The 17,999-nt window shown below is 44.2% G+C and carries 14 protein-coding genes; 9 read left to right on the top strand and 5 right to left on the bottom strand.

The window, feature by feature from the left end; translation table 11 throughout:
• The first annotated feature begins 154 nt into the window (after positions 1-154).
• The 9 genes from putP (at position 155) to L2744_RS16250 (ending at position 12,791) form a co-directional block, all read left to right on the top strand.
• Positions 155-1,606, top strand: coding sequence for a sodium/proline symporter PutP (putP, locus tag L2744_RS16290; protein WP_248992913.1), 1,452 nt, complete (start codon positions 155-157; stop codon positions 1,604-1,606).
• Positions 1,607-1,953: 347 nt separating this feature from the next.
• A complete protein-coding gene (locus L2744_RS16285) occupies positions 1,954-3,261 on the top strand; it encodes an OmpP1/FadL family transporter (RefSeq protein WP_248992912.1) in 1,308 nt (435 codons plus the stop codon).
• 104 nt (positions 3,262-3,365) lie between these two features.
• Positions 3,366-3,752 carry a VOC family protein gene (locus L2744_RS16280; RefSeq protein WP_248992911.1) on the top strand — a complete coding sequence of 129 codons (387 nt, stop codon included), beginning with the start codon at positions 3,366-3,368 and terminating at the stop codon, positions 3,750-3,752.
• A 107-nt stretch (positions 3,753-3,859) separates the two neighbouring features.
• Positions 3,860-4,576: an SIMPL domain-containing protein gene (locus tag L2744_RS16275; protein WP_248992910.1), complete on the top strand. Its 717-nt coding sequence runs from the start codon at positions 3,860-3,862 to the stop codon at positions 4,574-4,576.
• 170 nt (positions 4,577-4,746) lie between these two features.
• The gene (locus L2744_RS16270) at positions 4,747-5,769 is read left to right on the top strand and encodes an efflux RND transporter periplasmic adaptor subunit (RefSeq protein WP_248992909.1); all 1,023 of its coding nucleotides are present in this window, start codon (positions 4,747-4,749) and stop codon (positions 5,767-5,769) included.
• 24 nt (positions 5,770-5,793) lie between these two features.
• Complete coding sequence (locus tag L2744_RS16265; RefSeq protein WP_248992908.1) at positions 5,794-9,021, top strand: efflux RND transporter permease subunit; 3,228 nt, start codon at positions 5,794-5,796, stop codon at positions 9,019-9,021.
• A gap of 42 nt (positions 9,022-9,063) precedes the next feature.
• A complete protein-coding gene (locus tag L2744_RS16260; RefSeq protein ID WP_248992907.1) occupies positions 9,064-9,276 on the top strand; it encodes a YgaP family membrane protein in 213 nt (70 codons plus the stop codon).
• Between the two features lie 31 nt (positions 9,277-9,307).
• The gene (locus L2744_RS16255) at positions 9,308-9,700 is read left to right on the top strand and encodes a rhodanese-like domain-containing protein (protein ID WP_248992906.1); all 393 of its coding nucleotides are present in this window, start codon (positions 9,308-9,310) and stop codon (positions 9,698-9,700) included.
• Positions 9,701-10,340: 640 nt separating this feature from the next.
• Positions 10,341-12,791 (top strand): S8 family serine peptidase, encoded by a 2,451-nt coding sequence (locus L2744_RS16250; RefSeq protein WP_248992905.1) that lies wholly within the window; start codon positions 10,341-10,343, stop codon positions 12,789-12,791.
• Between the two features lie 56 nt (positions 12,792-12,847).
• Here L2744_RS16250 and L2744_RS16245 read toward each other — a convergent pair whose 3' ends face one another.
• The 5 genes from L2744_RS16245 to secD all read right to left on the bottom strand — a co-directional run bounded on the left by L2744_RS16245 (position 12,848) and on the right by secD (position 17,997).
• A complete protein-coding gene (locus L2744_RS16245; RefSeq protein WP_248992904.1) occupies positions 12,848-13,393 on the bottom strand; it encodes a YaeQ family protein in 546 nt (181 codons plus the stop codon).
• A gap of 147 nt (positions 13,394-13,540) precedes the next feature.
• Positions 13,541-14,452: a precorrin-2 dehydrogenase/sirohydrochlorin ferrochelatase family protein gene (locus L2744_RS16240; RefSeq protein ID WP_248992903.1), complete on the bottom strand. Its 912-nt coding sequence runs from the start codon at positions 14,450-14,452 to the stop codon at positions 13,541-13,543.
• Positions 14,453-14,635: 183 nt separating this feature from the next.
• Positions 14,636-14,953, bottom strand: a complete 318-nt coding sequence (locus tag L2744_RS16235) for a putative signal transducing protein (protein WP_248992902.1) — start codon at positions 14,951-14,953, stop codon at positions 14,636-14,638.
• A 233-nt stretch (positions 14,954-15,186) separates the two neighbouring features.
• On the bottom strand, positions 15,187-16,134 hold the full coding sequence (gene secF / locus L2744_RS16230; RefSeq protein ID WP_248992901.1) for a protein translocase subunit SecF: 948 nt from the start codon (positions 16,132-16,134) through the stop codon (positions 15,187-15,189).
• A gap of 12 nt (positions 16,135-16,146) precedes the next feature.
• Complete coding sequence (gene secD, locus L2744_RS16225) at positions 16,147-17,997, bottom strand: protein translocase subunit SecD (protein ID WP_248992900.1); 1,851 nt, start codon at positions 17,995-17,997, stop codon at positions 16,147-16,149.
• Between the last annotated feature and the right edge of the window lie 2 nt (positions 17,998-17,999).

The following is a 17,999-nucleotide window of genomic DNA, read 5'->3' as shown; positions in this document are numbered from 1 at the left end:
CATTGTTTTAAAAAATTTGAACTATCGCCCACTAAAGTTTTCACTTTACCCAAGGTCAGATTTTGATCACCTTTTTATCTGCTAATGGGTTCTTGCTCAAACATCTGGTAGCATGCTTGCCACTTTTAATAATAAAAAGAGGGTATGGGCAATTATGGTGATCGAAAACCCAATTTTAATCACATTTGTGGGTTATTTAGTATTAATGATGGCGATAGGTTTTTGGGCTTACCGTGCCACTGATACAGTTGATGACTACATTTTAGGTGGCCGTAAAATGGGACCTGCTGTTACGGCGCTTAGCGTCGGGGCGTCCGATATGTCAGGCTGGTTATTACTAGGCTTACCCGGCGCGGTATACCTAGGCGGTTTAGGTGAAGCATGGATTGGGATCGGCCTTATTTTTGGTGCTTGGCTTAACTGGTTATTTGTGGCAAAGCGTCTGCGAATTTACACCCAATTGGCCGATAATGCCCTCACCCTTCCGGATTTTTTCGAGAAACGTTTCCACGATAATCAAGGCTACCTTAAGTTGGTTTCTGCCGTGACTATCTTAGTCTTTTTTACGTTTTATGCCTCTTCAGGTATGGTGGGCGGTGCCATTTTATTTGAAAAGGTCTTTGGCTTAGATTACACAGCAGCCTTAGTGATTGGCTCGGCCATTATTGTTGGATACACCTTTATTGGCGGGTTCTTTGCGGTCAGTTGGACTGACTTTTTTCAAGGTTGTCTAATGCTTATCGCATTATTGATTATCCCCTTTGCCATTTTCTCTCACCCAGAAAGCCATGCGGGAATAGAATCGATTGACCCTGCCATGTTGACACTAGTGAATGATAAAACCACTGCCATAGGCATGCTATCACTCCTTGCTTGGGGACTTGGCTATTTTGGTCAACCACATATTCTGTCACGCTTTATGGCGATAGGCAGTGCTGATGCCCTGCCATTATCTCGCCGCATTGCCATGAGTTGGATGATTCTTGCGCTTATTGGAGCACTCGCCACCGGATTGGCAGGTTCAGTGTATTTTGCAAATGAGCCTTTAGCGAACTCTGAAACCGTTTTTATCCATTTAGCTCAAACAGCGTTTAATCCATGGATTGGCGGCCTATTAATCGCGGCCATTTTATCAGCCATTATGAGCACAATCGACTCGCAACTCTTAGTCTGCTCAAGCGTTATCACCGAAGACTTTTACCGCAAATGGTTACGCCCCACAGCCGATGATCGTGAGTTAATGATGGTTGGCCGTTTAGGGGTTCTGGCTATCGCTGTGATTGCAGGCATCATTGCACTTAATCCCGAGAGCAGCGTACTCAGTTTAGTCAGCTATGCATGGGCAGGTTTTGGCGCAGCTTTTGGCCCTGTTGTCTTACTCTCTCTATTTTGGAAGCAATACAGCCGCAATGGTGCCATTGCCACTATTATTGTGGGTGCCTTGACAGTAGTGATTTGGAAGCAATTAACAGGGGGGATTTTTGATGTATATGAAATCCTTCCTGGCTTTATTTTAGCCATTGTTGCTGGGGTTGCCGTCAGTAAATTGTCTGCTCCTGATGTGAAAGTTATGGCTGAATTTGAGCAATTTAAATCCACACTATAAACATAGGATTTACTTCTTACGGCAAAAAGCGTACAGATGTACGCTTTTTTTACATTTTGTTTCTTTTTTATCAGTAAAACCTCACTTACAAACTGTTAACTTCAAATTAACCCTGTAGGTCTATCAAAGTCCTTTATATCAGGCATCTGGCCAGACCATTCAATCACCTCCAAGTAAAACAAGAGTTTTAACAGCATTTAATTAACTGAAAATTAACAAAATACAGATCTGGTCGGACTTGTTGAGGTTACATTCGATCCCTAAGATGCCGAAGATTTAAAATGGATTACTGTTCTGGGGACAAGGCGAACAAAAATCCAATAATGATAATAATTGAGAGAATAATAATGAAAACATTCAACAAGACACTCATTGCCGTTTCGGTAGCATTAACAAGCACGCAAACCTTAGCTGCAGGCTTCCAGCTCAATAGCCAATCCGCAACAGGTATTGGACGTGCATTTGCCGGTGATGCTGTTATCGCCGATAACGCTTCAGTGCTATCTCGTAACCCTGCTGCTATGGCATTATTTGACAATGATGCACTGTCTGTTGGTTTGACCTATGCCGATATCACCGTTGATGTAAAAGATGTAAACTTTGCTGGCGGTACAATCGATCTTGGTAGCATCGACAATGCGGGCAGCACAAAACTTATCCCAAATATGTTCTACATTCATCCCATCGACGATAAATTCGCTATTGGTTTTGCTGCATTCTCTAATTTTGGCACAGGTACAGACTCAAGTACCCTATCAAACAACAAGCCTGCCGCACCCTATGACTTACTGGGTGAGACAGAAGTCACCACAGTAAACTTTAATACCAGTGTTTCATATCGCATCGATGAGATGTTCAGTATCGGTGTCGGTCTTGATGCCGTTTACGGTGAAGGTCGCCTAACACGAGATGCAGGTACAACACCATTACTTGATGTAGACGCGGATGGTTGGGGCTTTGGTGGTATCGTTGGCGCGACGATTGAACTAAATAAGGATCACCGTTTTGGTTTAAGCTACCGCTTCAGCCCCACGGTAAATGTTAAAGGTGATGTAAACACCATTTCGACTAAAGATTTATCCGCATTAGGACTTGGTGCACAAACCAAACTTGCCACCCGTTTTGATAGCCTTGATGTGCCATTAGCCGATATTTTTCAAGTGGCAGGTTTTCATCAGCTCACACCTAAGTTTGCAATTCATTACACGGCCCAATTTACCCAATGGGGTGATTTTCACCAAATTACGGCAAAAGATGGCGTAGCGACAATTCTACCGGGTCAAGCTGGCGCGGGTATGTCAATAAATGCAGGTGATGCACCCCTCAAAGTATACCAATGGGAGGATTCATGGTTAATGAGTCTAGGTGGCACTTACACTATCAATGACCAATTTACAGTACGTGCTGGTTACTTGCATGATCAAGGCGTAGTGGATGAAATTAGCTCTATCTCCATTCCTGATTCAGATCGTAACTGGTTTACTGCAGGTATGAGCTATCATGTGAATCCACAGAATACGGTTGATTTTGGTATCGCCTATGTTAAAGGTGAAGAAGTTCACTTAATTGAAAACAGTGCTATCGCAGGTCCAGTCAATGCCATTACTGAATCAACTGGTATGTACTACTCAATGCAGTACAGCTATCAGTTCTAATCTAGAGTAAATCAGCTTAAAAGCCGCATTTTTTGCGGCTTTTTTGTATCTTAAGCATTTATTGCCTAAAGTTAACTCATACACTTCTTAATACAGCTACGGCTATGGCTAAAGTCATTGGACTCGGTGGAATTTTCTTTAAAAGTACAGACCCTATTTCATTGGCAACTTGGTATAAAAACCATCTCCATGTCCCCATTGAAAACTGGGGAGGTGCAGCGTTTTACCATAATGAGAAGCCCACACCTAGCTATCATGTTTGGACACCTTTCGCCCAAAGTACCCAGTATTTTGCACCGACAAATAAAGATTTTATGTTCAACTTTGTGGTAGATAATCTTGAACAAGCACTCCTCCAAGTCACCCATGGGGGTGGTCAACAAGTCGGTATAATAGAAGATTCTGAATTCGGTCGCTTTGGTTGGTTTATCGACCCAGACGGTAACAAAGTCGAACTATGGCAGCCAAGTGCTATCCCTCCTGAAAACTAAGCTATTGCTAGGCCTAATTAAAGCGGCGTACATTCGGAATAAACCCAGTGCACCGCCCAAGTTTATTGGGTATCGTAGTTTGAGTTATTCAACATAGAGATTGCCCCATGGAAAAAACAAATACACTCCCCGCCCTATTACTGGGTGGTTTCTTATGTGCTGGACTCATTTATGTGGGTCAAAGTGCGAGCTCCGCTTTGCTTGAAATGAAAACCATGGAACGAACTGTCACGGTAAAAGGACTTGCTGAAAAAGAAGTCAAAGCCAATGTGGCTATTTGGCCTATCAACTTCACTGAGGTCGATAATAATCTGCCAAAACTCTATGAAACCGTGCAACAAAAAACCGATAGAGTTGTCAGCTTCTTAAAAGAACAAGGCTTTAGCGACACGGAAATCACCATTTCGCTACCTTCAATCGAAGATCGTCAAGCCCAAGGCTATGTCGATCCGAATGTGCGATACCGCTACTCGGCAAAAGTGAATTTATCCGTTTACACCTCACAAATTGATTTAATGCTAAACACCCGCAAAAAAATGATTAGTTTGGTGAAAGAAGGAATTGCCATCGCAAACCAAGACTATGACAACCGTACAGAGTTCCTCTTTACCGAACTAAATACCGTCAAACCCACTATGGTGCAGGAAGCCACTCAGAATGCGCGCGAAGTTGCAGAGAAGTTTGCAAAAGATTCTGACTCTCGCCTCGGTAAAATTAAGAGTGCCAGTCAAGGTCAGTTTACAATTTCCGACCGCGACAGCAGCACTCCTTATATTAAACAAATTAGGATTGTTTCAACATTGAGCTATTATTTGAATGACTAAATTTTAGGCTTCATCGTGACTCATTGAAAAATAGGAATAAGGCGTTTGTTCGTCTTATTCCTAAATTAGGAAAAAACACCATATTAAATCTTTCTAATAAATATTGATTGCCTATTGAAAATAACTCCATTAGAATTTTCTCATGAATTGTATTTGAGGCAATACTAGTGATGATGTCAACTTCCCCGGTTTTACTCTTGCTCGTCGCTTTATCAAGCGCGCAAATCCAAGCCAATACTATAGAAACCATTGAAGTATTGAGTAAACCCTATGCTAATTGGGTAACTTTGGATGCCACAATTGAGGCCGTAAAAGCAGCAACTGTGTCGGCACAAACCTCTGGTCGCATCATTAAACTCAATTATGATGTAAACGATATCGTCCCCGAGGGAGCTGCACTACTGGAAATTACCAGTAAAGAACAAGGCGCAGAACTGGCGAGCTTTGAAGCCGATCTTGCCAAAGCCAAAGCCTTAAATATTGAAGCCCAAGCCCAATATATACGCTACAAGGAACTCTTTCCTCAGGGGGCTATCTCTAAAGGCGCGATGGATGAAGCAACCGCCAATGCTAAAGCCACTGAGCAAGCCGTTCGGGCAGCACAAGCTCGAGTCGTTAAAGCGACTGAGTCGGTAAAATATACAGTAGTATCAGCGCCTTTTAGCGGAATAGTGACAGAACGTTTAGTGCAACTAGGTGAAACGATAAGTCCAGGACAACCCCTACTTTCAGGCTTTTCCCAACATCAAATGCGGGCAATAACCCATGTACCGCAGCGTTATATCAATCAGCTAAAAGATGCACCAGAATTCCGGGTGCATTTAAGTGATGGACGCGAATTTACTTCAACAGATCTCACTATCTTCAGCTTTGCCGATCCCGTAAGTCACAGCTACCAAGTACGAATTAATCTGCCTAAAGATGAAGCCAATCTCCAGCCGGGAGCTTGGGCAAAGGCGACATTCAGAAACGGTGAGCGGGAAAAAATCCAATTGCCCATCTCTGCATTACTAACAATGAATGAACTCAGCAGTGTCTATCTCAAACAAGGTAACGAATTTGTACTAACCCAAGTCCGTGTAAGTGAACCTGTAAATGGTGAGGTCGAAGTGTTGGCAGGGTTAAGATCGGGTGACAAGGTCGCGACAGATGCCTATCAAGTGTTGCTAAATAAGCAATCACGCCCTGAGTGACTGATGTTTTATTGAGGTTGTTTTATGAAACAGGAACCGACTTTGCAAACCACGCTTGGTATTTCCGGCAAAATTGCCGCAGCATTCCAAAATAGTGCAATAACCCCATTATTAGCACTACTTGGACTGCTACTGGGATTGTTCGCTATTCTGGTGACACCAAAGGAAGAAGAACCGCAAATTGATGTCACTTTTGCCGATGTTTTTATTCCCTTTCCCGGTGCGACGCCAACTGAGGTTGAAAACTTAGTCACTCTACCTGCTGAGCAAGTGATTTCCGAAATAAAGGGAATAGATACCCTTTATTCTTTTTCTCAACCCGATGGTGCGCTGATCATTGTTATTTTTGAGGTTGGCGTCGCGCGTAACGATGCCATTGTTAGTCTGTATAACCAAATTTATTCCAATATGGATAAATTGCCCCAAGGTGCGGGGGTGGGAGAACCGCTTATCAAACCACGAGGCATCGATGATGTGCCGATCGTTAGCCTAACCCTCTGGTCGAAGGATAAAAACACTTCAGCAGAAGAACTGACCCATGTGGCTCTAGGATTAGAAACCGAGATTAAACGTATTCCAGGCACCCGCGAGATCTATACGGTTGGTCAACACAAAATAGTGGCCAATGTGCGGATCGATCCTGCCAAAATGAATAGCTATAACCTCACCTACGACAAACTAAAGCAAAGTCTTAACGATAATAACCATATCTCGATGCCAGCCTCTCTGGTTCAAGGTAATCAAGAGATTAAAGTTCAAGCTGGGCAATTTTTACAATCTATCGATGATATTAAACAGTTAGTTATCAGTGTCTATAAAGACAATAACGGCAAGAGTATTCCCATTTATTTAGCGGACATTGCCGATATAAATCTGAAGAGTGACCTCCCGACACAGAACGTCTGGTATGGCGATAAAACCGATATTTATCCTGCTGTTACTATCGCCATTGGCAAGCAACCGGGGCAGAACGCCGTTGATATTGCCGATGCGGTATTGGAGCGTATCGCCAAAGTCGACAATGTGCTAATCCCCGCAAATGTGGACGTTACAGTCTCTCGAAACTATGGTGAAACTGCGGCAGATAAATCTAACACACTTATTTTAAAACTTATTTTTGCCACTAGCGCTGTTGTCGTGTTGGTATTATTAACCATGGGCGCCCGCGAATCCTTAGTCGTCGGTATCGCAATTATTGTTACACTGGCGATCACTCTGTTTGCCTCTTGGGCATGGGGATTTACCCTCAATAGGGTGTCATTATTCGCCTTAATTTTCTCTATTGGGATTTTGGTCGATGACGCCATCGTCGTGGTAGAAAATATTCACAGGCATATGGCGTTGGGTAAAAAGTCCTTTAGTGAGCTGATCCCCATTGCTGTAGATGAAGTTGGCGGCCCCACGATTCTGGCAACGTTTACCGTTATAGCAGCATTATTACCTATGGCATTTGTCTCGGGCCTAATGGGGCCTTATATGAGCCCTATACCTATCAATGCCAGTATGGGAATGCTTATCTCCCTCGTCGTTGCCTTCATCGTCACCCCTTGGCTTAGCCGTAAACTGCTTAAAAGCCATGTTCCGACCCACGCTCCCCATGGTGAGCAAACTGAAAACAAAATGGTGCGTTTTTTTACTCATTTAATAAGCCCTTTCCTACTCGGTAAAAATGCACGTAAAGCGAGAATAGGATTAGCCGCTGGTGTATTTGTGCTTATTAGCATTGCCGTCGCGCTGCCCATTGCTCAACTTGTTGTCCTTAAAATGCTGCCCTTTGACAACAAATCTGAGTTCCAAGTGATGGTGGATATGCCTGAAGGCACACCAGTAGAACAAACACAAAGAGTTATGCAGGATTTAAGTCGCTACCTCACGACAGTACCTGAAGTCGAACACGTACAATTATATGCAGGCACTAACGCACCGATGAATTTCAACGGCTTAGTGCGCCATTATTTCCTGCGTAACAGCCAAGAAATCGGCGATATTCAAGTGAATCTGGTGGATAAAAAACATCGTAAACGCGACAGCCACAGTATTGCGATATCGGTAAGGGACGACTTACAGCAAATAGGTAAACAGTATCAAGCCAATATTAAAGTGGTAGAAGTGCCGCCAGGGCCACCGGTCTGGTCACCCATAGTCGCGGAAGTTTATGGTCCGAGTGCCACAATCCGCGAACAGGCAGCCTATGACTTACAGGCACTCTTTCACGAAACCAAAGATGTTGTGGATATCGATATCTTCTTGCCCGCAGCACAGCAAAAATGGCAAGTGATGATCGATCGCAGTAAAGCCAGTCTGATGGCGGTTCCCTATAGCAATATCGTCGATCTTATTGCCACCTCAGTTGGTGGTAAAGATGTGAGTTATTTGCATCAAGCTCAGCAAAAGCAACCCGTTCCAATCCGCTTGCAACTCAAAGAAGGTGCTAAGGTCGATTTAGAGCAAGTGCTGAATATGAAACTACAGAGCCAAACAGGGCAATCCGTACCCGTCTCTGAACTTGTCACCATTAAACGTGGCAAGATTGATGCACCCATTATCCACAAAAATATGATCCCGATGATCATGGTCATTGCTGATATGTCGGGGCCACTGGACAGTCCGCTCTACGGTATGTTTGATATGGCGGGTAACATTGATAGCGTAGATGGTTTAGGGTTTGATCAACATTATATCCACCAACCTACGGGGTTAGATTCAGTCGCAGTACTTTGGGATGGTGAATGGAAGATCACCTACGAAACCTTTAGGGATATGGGGATCGCCTATGGCGTTGGCATGATAGCCATTTATTTGTTAGTCGTGGCCCAGTTTAAATCCTATCTTGTGCCACTCGTTATTATGGCCCCTATCCCACTGACCATCATTGGGGTAATGCCAGGACATGCCTTACTTGGAGCACAATTTACGGCAACATCCATGATAGGCATCATAGCGCTGGCGGGGATCATTGTGCGTAACTCGATATTATTGGTCGATTTTATCAATCAAGAGACCGCATCTGGCGTACCCTTTGAGCAGGCTGTTATCCACTCGGGTGCAGTGCGAGCCAAACCCATTATGTTGACTGCATTAGCGGCCATGATCGGGGCATTGTTTATCCTTGACGATCCCATTTTCAACGGATTAGCGATAAGTCTGATCTTTGGTATTTTTATCTCTACCCTATTGACGCTTATTGTGATCCCAGTGTTGTACTACGCGGCGATGAAAAACCGCATAAATTTAAATAAAACATTAAGTTAACCATAACATTGGCAGTTATAGTGCTGCCTCAAGGAGTAAAATATGTCTTTAGAACGCAGCATTATGGCTTTTGCAGGATTGATGGTGTTACTGTCACTAGTGTTAACAGTCTATGTGCACCCTAACTTTATATGGTTAACAGCCTTTGTTGGCGCTAATCTATTCCAAAGTGCATTCACAGGTTTTTGCCCTGCCGCCATGGTTTTACGTAAATTGGGGGTAAAGTCAGAGGCTGAAATAGCTAAACAATCTTAATCATAAGATAACCTATCTAGGAGGAATTGACGTGATCCACAAACTGATGCTTCGCGGTCAGAGTCTGCTGTACATGGCATTATTTAGCCTATTTTTAGTGCCATTAATGACAAAGGCCACAGAGCAAGATCCCACTTTGGCATGGGAGAAAATATTGGCTGGTGCTATGGTGCTCGATGTCAGAACACCAGAGGAATTTGCAGAGGGTCATTTAGCTAATGCCGTTAATATTCCTTTTGAACAGGTGACACAAGAATTTATTAACCGAGGCATACCTAAAGATACGCCTGTTGTACTGTATTGCCGCAGTGGCCGACGAAGTGGTATAGCAATAGCCGATTTAGTTGCAACAGGATACACCCAAACCTTTAATGGTGGAGCGTATCAGAGCTTAATCGAAGCTCAAAAGATAACGGCTAAGTAATACATTTTTGACAGCTTAAAAGCGCCATATGGCGCTTTTTTTATTGTTCAAGTTTAAGTCTTTAACTTGTATCACTCGCACTTTACTTTTACTGACTTATAAAATCATCCGGAAGAAAATCCAAGTCATCCTTATTCCTTATTCCTTATTCCTTATTCCTTATTCCTTATCATCAGCCAATTAATTGGCATATGTCACCCCACTGACTAACTATTGCGATAGATACGCATAATCAATCACTTGTCGAAATCACACCATTTTAACAAAAACAAAATGACATTAACTTTAGTTTTTAAATAACAAATAAATATATGATTAAATATCAGTGCATTATGACATAGAATGTAAACATCAAAGATAAACATCTCGAGTAAATTCGCGTTCACTTATTCATGTTAACCACATAAAAAAACACAACAAGCATCCAATAATCGTTACAATATGTTACATATTGAATTTTTATTCATCAATAATGATTATTAAACACCAAATTTTACCAGCTGCCGTACTATTAACAATTAATTTACAAATCTTTTTATCAAAGATAAATTCACTAACCGAGTAGCATCCAAGTCGTAGTTATTCTTTAAAAATACAAAATAATAATGATTAACACTAAATTGACCATGGACGAAAAAAAATGACTATGAGTAAAAGCACAAAAATAGCCCTGAGCCTATCCAGCTTAGCCATTGCTATTTCAGTAGGGGTAAATGCTGCCCCACAACCACTTGATTTAGCTGCAGGAATGCAAGCCCAAACCTCTCCGCTACCAAAGCGTTATATCGTCAAGTTCAAAAATGCCGATACTACGGCAACAATGTCAGTCAACGATTTGCAATCTGCCGATAGTGCCCAAATAGATGAACTGCCCACAACAATGAACTATCAGCCCCTAGTAGCTGAGATCAGTGCTCAACACAGTGCCCTTAATAGGGTTCAAGCAAAAGAAATGAAACGCATTGGGCGCACAAATAGTTACTCAGTCAAACTCGATGCCAAAGGGATTAGTGCATTAAAATCTAGACCCGATGTGGAATATGTTGAAGAGGATTTACCTCGTCATTTTCTGAGTGAAACTACACCTTGGGGACAAACCTATGTGGGTGCAACCCAGTTAAGTGATAGTCAAGCGGGTAATCGTACTATCTGTATTATCGATTCTGGCTACGATCGCGGACATAGTGATCTCAGTGGAAACAATGCCACTGGCACCAATAACTCAGGTACTGGTAACTGGTTTGAACCGGGTAATAATAATGCCCATGGCACCCACGTTGCTGGCACCATCGCGGCAATAGCCAACAACGATGGTGTTGTCGGAGTAATGCCAAATCAAAATGCCAATATCCATATTGTTAAAGTATTTAACGAATCAGGCTGGGGTTACTCTTCATCCCTCGTTTCAGCAATAGATACCTGTGTCACAAACGGGGCGAATGTAGTAACTATGAGCTTAGGTGGATCAGGTTCAAGTACGACTGAACGTAATGCTATGGCAGCCCATTACAATAATGGTGTGCTACTCATAGCCGCCGCAGGAAATGCAGGTGATAGTACCCACAGCTATCCAGCCTCCTATGATAGTGTGATGTCTGTTGCCTCTGTGGATAGTAATAAAAATCACTCGGCCTTTTCCCAATACACCAATCAAGTCGAAATTGCTGGCCCTGGTGAAGCGGTTCTGTCTACCGTTACCCGTGGTGAAGGACGTTTAGCCGATATCACTATTGGCAGCCAATCGTATTTTAATGCCGGTGTAGTGCCCCATAACCGTTTAATATCCTCTGGTGGCAGCTATGTATCGGCGCCGTTTAACGGCACGACCACAGCAACACTGGCAGAATGTACCGTTAGCGGCACAAGCTTTAATTGCGGTAGCATGACCAACAAAATCTGTTTAGTAGAACGTGTGGGTAATCAAGGCACTAGCTATCCAGAAATTAACGCAGTGAAAGCCTGTAAAAATGCGGGAGCCAGTGCGGCAATTGTTTTCAGTAATACTAGCTTACCCGGCCTACAAAACCCATTCTTAGTGGATGCCAACAACGAAGCCACTTTAGTGTCAGTTTCTGTGGATCGCGCAACAGGCTTAGCACTACGTAATCAAGTTGGCGCAACGGTTACGGTAAGTAATCAAGGCAACAAAGATTATGAGTACTACAACGGTACTTCAATGGCGACACCACACGTGTCTGGCGTTGCTACATTGGTATGGAGTTATCATCCAGAATGTAGCGCAGCGCAAGTTCGTAATGCATTGAAAGCTACGGCTGAAGATCTGGGCACTGCAGGTCGTGACAATTACTATGGTCATGGCCTAGTGAATGCTGTCGCTGCGAAAACCTTTTTAGATGCCTCTTGTAATGGCCCAACGGATCCTGTTGATCCAACTGAGCCAGGCGATAGCGTACTCGTGAACGGTGTGGCGAAAACAGGCTTAGCTGGCGCAGCAAGTGAAGAATTACATTTTTCATTTGAGGTTCCTGCAGGTGCAACTAACCTAGGCTTTGTGATGAATGGGGGAACAGGTGATGCTGACTTATATGTTCAATACGGCGCAGCACCAACTACCTCCAACTACGATTGCCGCCCGTATAAAAGTGGCAATAGTGAGTCTTGCCCAATCACCAACGTACAATCAGGTACTTACTACGCCATGGTGAAAGGTTACTCCACCTTCAGCGGTGTTACCTTAACGGCTAGCTACACCGCTGGAACGGGGGGAGGTACTCCACCAACCGAGCCATCAAGCTATACCAATACTGACAATTACAATATTCCTGATAATAAAGCAGCGGGGATCACCAGCCCAATCACGGTGGCTCGTACGGGTGATTCAGGCACAGTGACCGCGGTAGTGAACATAGTTCACCCTTATATTGGTGATTTAAAAGTTCAATTAATCAGCCCTAGTGGTCAAACTGCAACATTACACAGCAATACCGGTGCCGGCGCTGACAATATCAACCAAAGCTATACTGTTGATATGACAGGTGTTGAATCGAGTGGTGTGTGGAAGTTAAAAGCAGTAGATAGCGGTCGAAGCGATGTAGGTTATATCGATAGCTGGGAACTAAGTTTCAACTAACCACAAACCTATATAAATGATAAGAGCCTGCATTCGCAGGCTCTTTTTCGTTTGGTCTACTGATTATCTTTTAAGATTTCAGGCTCGATCAGTACGCTGTTTTCATTATCTGATATCCAAATTTGTCCTTCACTGATAGAAACTTGCAATGCCATATTGCGCCCGACAAAGGCTTCCATCGCGGTCACTGACTCTTCGGCAATATTCCAAACCTTTAAGTTTTGATAACGTTCTAGTGCCTGCTGATTCTGCTTCCACCAAATAGGCACACTACGGCCACCGTAGGTAAAGAGTTGTACCGCTTTAGCACGACCACTGGCCTTTCTCAGCCACTTTTCATCGGCCTGACCAAATTCGACCCACAAATTGATTTCACCGGAAAGGCTTTTATCCCATAGCTCAGGCTCATCATCGACACAAAGTCCTTTACTAAAACTTAAGGTATCGCTGGCATTAATGATGAAAGCCAGTAAACGTACCATCATACGTCCGTCGGTTTCAGAAGGATGTTGCGCGAGGGTCAGTTGATGATCTTGATAATAATTCCGATCCATATCGGCAATCTGTAAGTTGACCTTAAATACGGTCGATTTGAGGGCCATAGCCTATTCCGAATAAAGAGTGAAATTCAAAGTCATATGAAATCTATAACAAAGGAGCCGAGTCTACCTGAGACTCGCCATTAGCTCAAACGAACAATAGGATACGCCCAGCTAAATCGTGCCCAGAGGATAAATCCAAGAGTGAGATTAAATCGCCCCGGGGCGTAAATGCTTCGCCATAGGGAAATGGGCTTTTAACTGATTGATTTTTTGTATATCGGCAACCAACAACATCCGCGTACCCTGCTCATAGGCTTTACTCAATTCGCTAAGTGCAGGTAACTCGCCCCGACTAGCATCTCGACGCACCCATTCAGCAAGCTCTTCACTCAACTCCCCTTGGCTATATATCCAATCGAGTCGTTGCAATAATGGCATAGCGGCAACGGGTAGTAAGTCGACTGGAACAGCATCCTCTATTAGTAAGATTTCACCGCGGCCGACCAAGTTATTAAAGGCATTATGATAGTGTTCAAGAGTCCGATTATCGAAACGATCACCATTTGTGTCAAAAAAGCGCTCCCAAAATAAACGCCGGGCGGTCGTCGACTCAAGCCTATCCTGCACTTCAATACGCTTATCGGCGACAAAATCAAAGAGTGGCTTAAGTGATTGCGGCAGGCTGATCTCTAAGCGCGAACGAACTGTCCGAGCAAAAACTGGTGCTGCACCCGCCGTACTTATCGCCACAACTAAGCGACCACGGTCAACGATTGATGGTGTGATAAAACGGCAAAAAGCAGGGTTATCAACCGCATTAACCCAGATCCTCCGCGCTGTAGCTAGGGTCGCAAGTTCGGCATTAAGACTGTCGTTCGCAGTAGCTAAGTAAACTAAATCGTAATTTTGAATATCAGCGTGAGCCACTTCACGCACAGAGAGAAGAATACGACCTGCCTCAGCGTAACGCTGCACCTCGGTGTTCACTTGTGGCGCAATCACATGAATATTGGCCTCAGTTCGGGTTAGAAGCGCCAGTTTACGGCTCGCGACATCACCCGCTCCCACTAACAACACATTTAAGTTAATGGTATCGATAAATAACGGAAAATATTGCATTAGATTCAATCCTAAAGCTAAATCGCCTTAATCCTAATAGAGGAATTATTGCTTCACTTCGAGTATCCTGTGTACCGCAGGCTTCTATACTCACTTAAGCTGGTGATTATACTCAATTAGAATAATAACACTGGGTTTTAACGGATATTAATAAGGAAATATTAGCTCACAGACTACAACTAACTAATTGTGGCTTTCACTGCGTTCAGAGCTACATTGCCAACACAATTCAAAATTACCATCATTTAACTCATGGCATTGCACACACTGCCATTGTGGGCTCACCACATCTAAAGCACTTAATTGGGCCTTAGCCAACATATATTGCGATTCAGCAACCCATAATTCCACATTGTGCATATCCGTTGGTAACTCACCGATACCACCTAATAATGCTTCGCCACGTAATTCAACATGAATACCACAAGCTTCCAAAAGTCCTTTCCATGTATGGGCCTGTAATAAATTTCCACCAGCAACTAAATTCTTACGTTCTTCCATGCGACATCCTACTGCTACAACTATCAAGAATACGGGTTGCCGACATCCTACTGCTAAATAGCCGAGCCTGTCGAGCGCTGTTTTTTACACCAGTTGTTAATTTAATTAACATTCACTTTTTACAGCATTACTGACTATAACTTTGTGAGATAGCTAGCAGAATGTTTGTACTACCTGAAAAACAAGATAAAAAAAACCACCTTACAAAGGTGGTTTTTATCCCAACGGAGCCGTTAAGGCATCATAGGAGGTTGATCGGCGCCTTCTTTCTCAATTTCAACTGGCATCATATGCTCGCGATTAATCCCCAGTTTAATGGCTAAGAAACTCGCCACATAAATTGAAGAATAGGTACCCACAAAAATACCCATCAGCAATGCAGTCGCAAACCCGTGGATCATAGTGCCCCCCTTAAGGAACAGCGCCACGACTACCACTAAGGTTGTACCAGTGGTGATAATAGTACGGCTCATGGTTTGAGTGATGGAGGTGTTAACGACCTCTTCTGGTTCACTCTTACGCATCTTAAGGAAGTTTTCACGGATCCGGTCAAATACCACAATAGTATCGTTGAGTGAGTAACCCACCACGGTTAACAACCCCGCGAGCACGGTCAAATCGAATTCCAGTTGGAATAGCGAAAATACCCCTAAGGTTACGATAACATCGTGTGCCAATGCCGCCACAGACCCAAAAGCTAAGCGCCACTCAAAGCGGAACGACACGTAGATCATAATACAGATCAGCGCGACTAATACCGCTAAACCACCTTGCTCTGCCAGCTCTTTGCCCACTTGTGGACCAACGAACTCAACGCGCTTCTGTTGCACTTGTGGATCAACTTGCTGTGCAGCCGTCATCACAGACTTAACCTGCACATCACTCTTCACGCCTTCTTTAACCTGTAAACGCACTAATACATCACGGCTAGAACCGAAGTTTTGTACTATTGCGCCTTCAGAGTCAGGCGTTGTCAGTTGCACACGCAATGCATTCAAATCAACAGGCTGAGTAAACTCCATTTCAACGACGGTACCACCAGTGAAATCGAGCCCCCAGTTAATACCGTTGGTCGCGAGTGACACCAGCGAGCCGAGCACTAACAGAGCCGACATTATGCTGATAGGCAAAGCGTGACGGAGGAAGTTTACCGTCTTTTTTAAAGATAAAATCTCAAGCATTGTCACTTCCCCTTAGATAGACAGTGTCTTCACGCGCTTACCGCCCCAAATCGCATTCACGATAGAGCGAGTACCCACGATGGCGGTGAACATTGAAGTCGCAATACCGATCATCAAGGTCACAGCGAAGCCCTTAACCGCCCCAGTACCCACAGCAAATAAAATTAACGCTGTGAGGAAAGTGGTGATGTTCGCATCGGCAATCGTTGAGAATGCATTACCATAACCTTCATGGATGGCCTGTTGTACACTACGTCCTGCACGCAGTTCCTCACGGATACGTTCATAAATCAGCACGTTGCCGTCAACCGCCATACCAACGGTCAACACCATACCCGCAATACCTGGAAGGGTTAATACAGCGCCAGGGATCATCGACATTACGCCCACGACCATGACTAAGTTTGCGGTTAAAGCGAGGTTGGCGATAAGACCAAAGCCACGGTAGTACACCAGCATAAAGACTAAGACGACTGCCATACCCCACACCATGGCCTGCACGCCGTTTTGGATGTTTTCAGCGCCTAAGCTTGGGCCAATGGTACGTTCTTCTACAATTGATACGGGCGCAATCAAGGCTCCAGCACGTAACAATAAGGCGAGATTTTGTGCTTCACCGTGGCTTAAGCCAGTGATAACGAAGTTACGGCCTAAGCGCGCTTGAATGGTTGCCACAGAAATCACTTCTTGGATTTTCTGCATTTTCACGCTGCCATCGGCGTTACGTTCACCACTGTCTTTATACTCAATGAATAAGGTTGCCATAGGCTTGCCTATGTTGTCCTTAGTCACGTCAGAGAAAATGGTGCCACCTTTGGCATCAAGGTTAATGCTCACCTGTGGACGGCTGTATTGGTCAAAGCTAGGCTGCGCGCCAGTGATATGATCACCCGTTAACATCACTTCTTTTTTCAATACCACTTGGCCGCCTTCACGGCGTTGATATACTTCAGACCCCGCAGATAAACGACCTGATTGCGCAGCATTAGGGTCCGCTTTGTCATCCACCATGTGGAATTCAATCGATGCGGTTGCCCCTAGGATTTCTTTAGCGCGCGCGGTATCTTGTACCCCTGGTAGCTCAACGATAATGCGCTCGGCACCTTGACGTTGTACTACAGGCTCAGCCACGCCCAACTCGTTAACACGGTTACGAATGGTGGTAATGTTTTGTTGCAGTGCTTCTTCTTTAATCTGCTTAAGATAGGTTTCACTCATCACTGCTTGCAGCGCGAAATCTTCGCCACGGCTCACATCGCTAAACACCATATCGTTACTGCGAGACTTAAGGAAACGCTCGGCATTGGCTAAACTTTCGGCATCACGGAATTTAATTTCAATCCCAGTGGCATTAACACGAATGCCTGCATAACGGATTGTTTCTTCACGTAATTGCGAGCGAAAGTCAGCAACCTTGGCCTCTTCCATCTTACGGATGGCTTCACCCATATCCACTTCCATTAAGAAGTGCACACCACCGCGAAGGTCAAGACCGAGTTTCATTGGGCTGCCGCCCATGGACTCTAGCCACAGCGGTGTCGCCGGGGCTAAGTTGAGCGCGACACTAAACTTGTCGCCTAAACTTTCAGCAATCGCTTCTTTTGCTAATAATTGTTGATCCGCGTTTTGTACGCGAACCAACAATTGGCCTTTTTCAAGCTCAGAGCGCTTTACCGCAATGCCCTTACCGGCTAACAGCTCGTTCACTTTGGCTTGGGTTGATGCAGTTACTTCTGCACCTCGAGTCGCCACCACTTGCACCGCGTGATCTTCACCAAAAAGGTTCGGTACGGCATAGAAACAACCTATGGCGATGACGAGCATCACCATAATGTTTTTCCACATTGGGTATTTATTTAACACGC

Source organism: Shewanella profunda (assembly GCF_023283765.1).
GTDB lineage: Bacteria > Pseudomonadota > Gammaproteobacteria > Enterobacterales > Shewanellaceae > Shewanella > Shewanella profunda.
The sequence above is the reverse complement of the archived record's forward strand: the minus strand, read 5'-3'. Positions and strand labels throughout refer to the sequence as shown.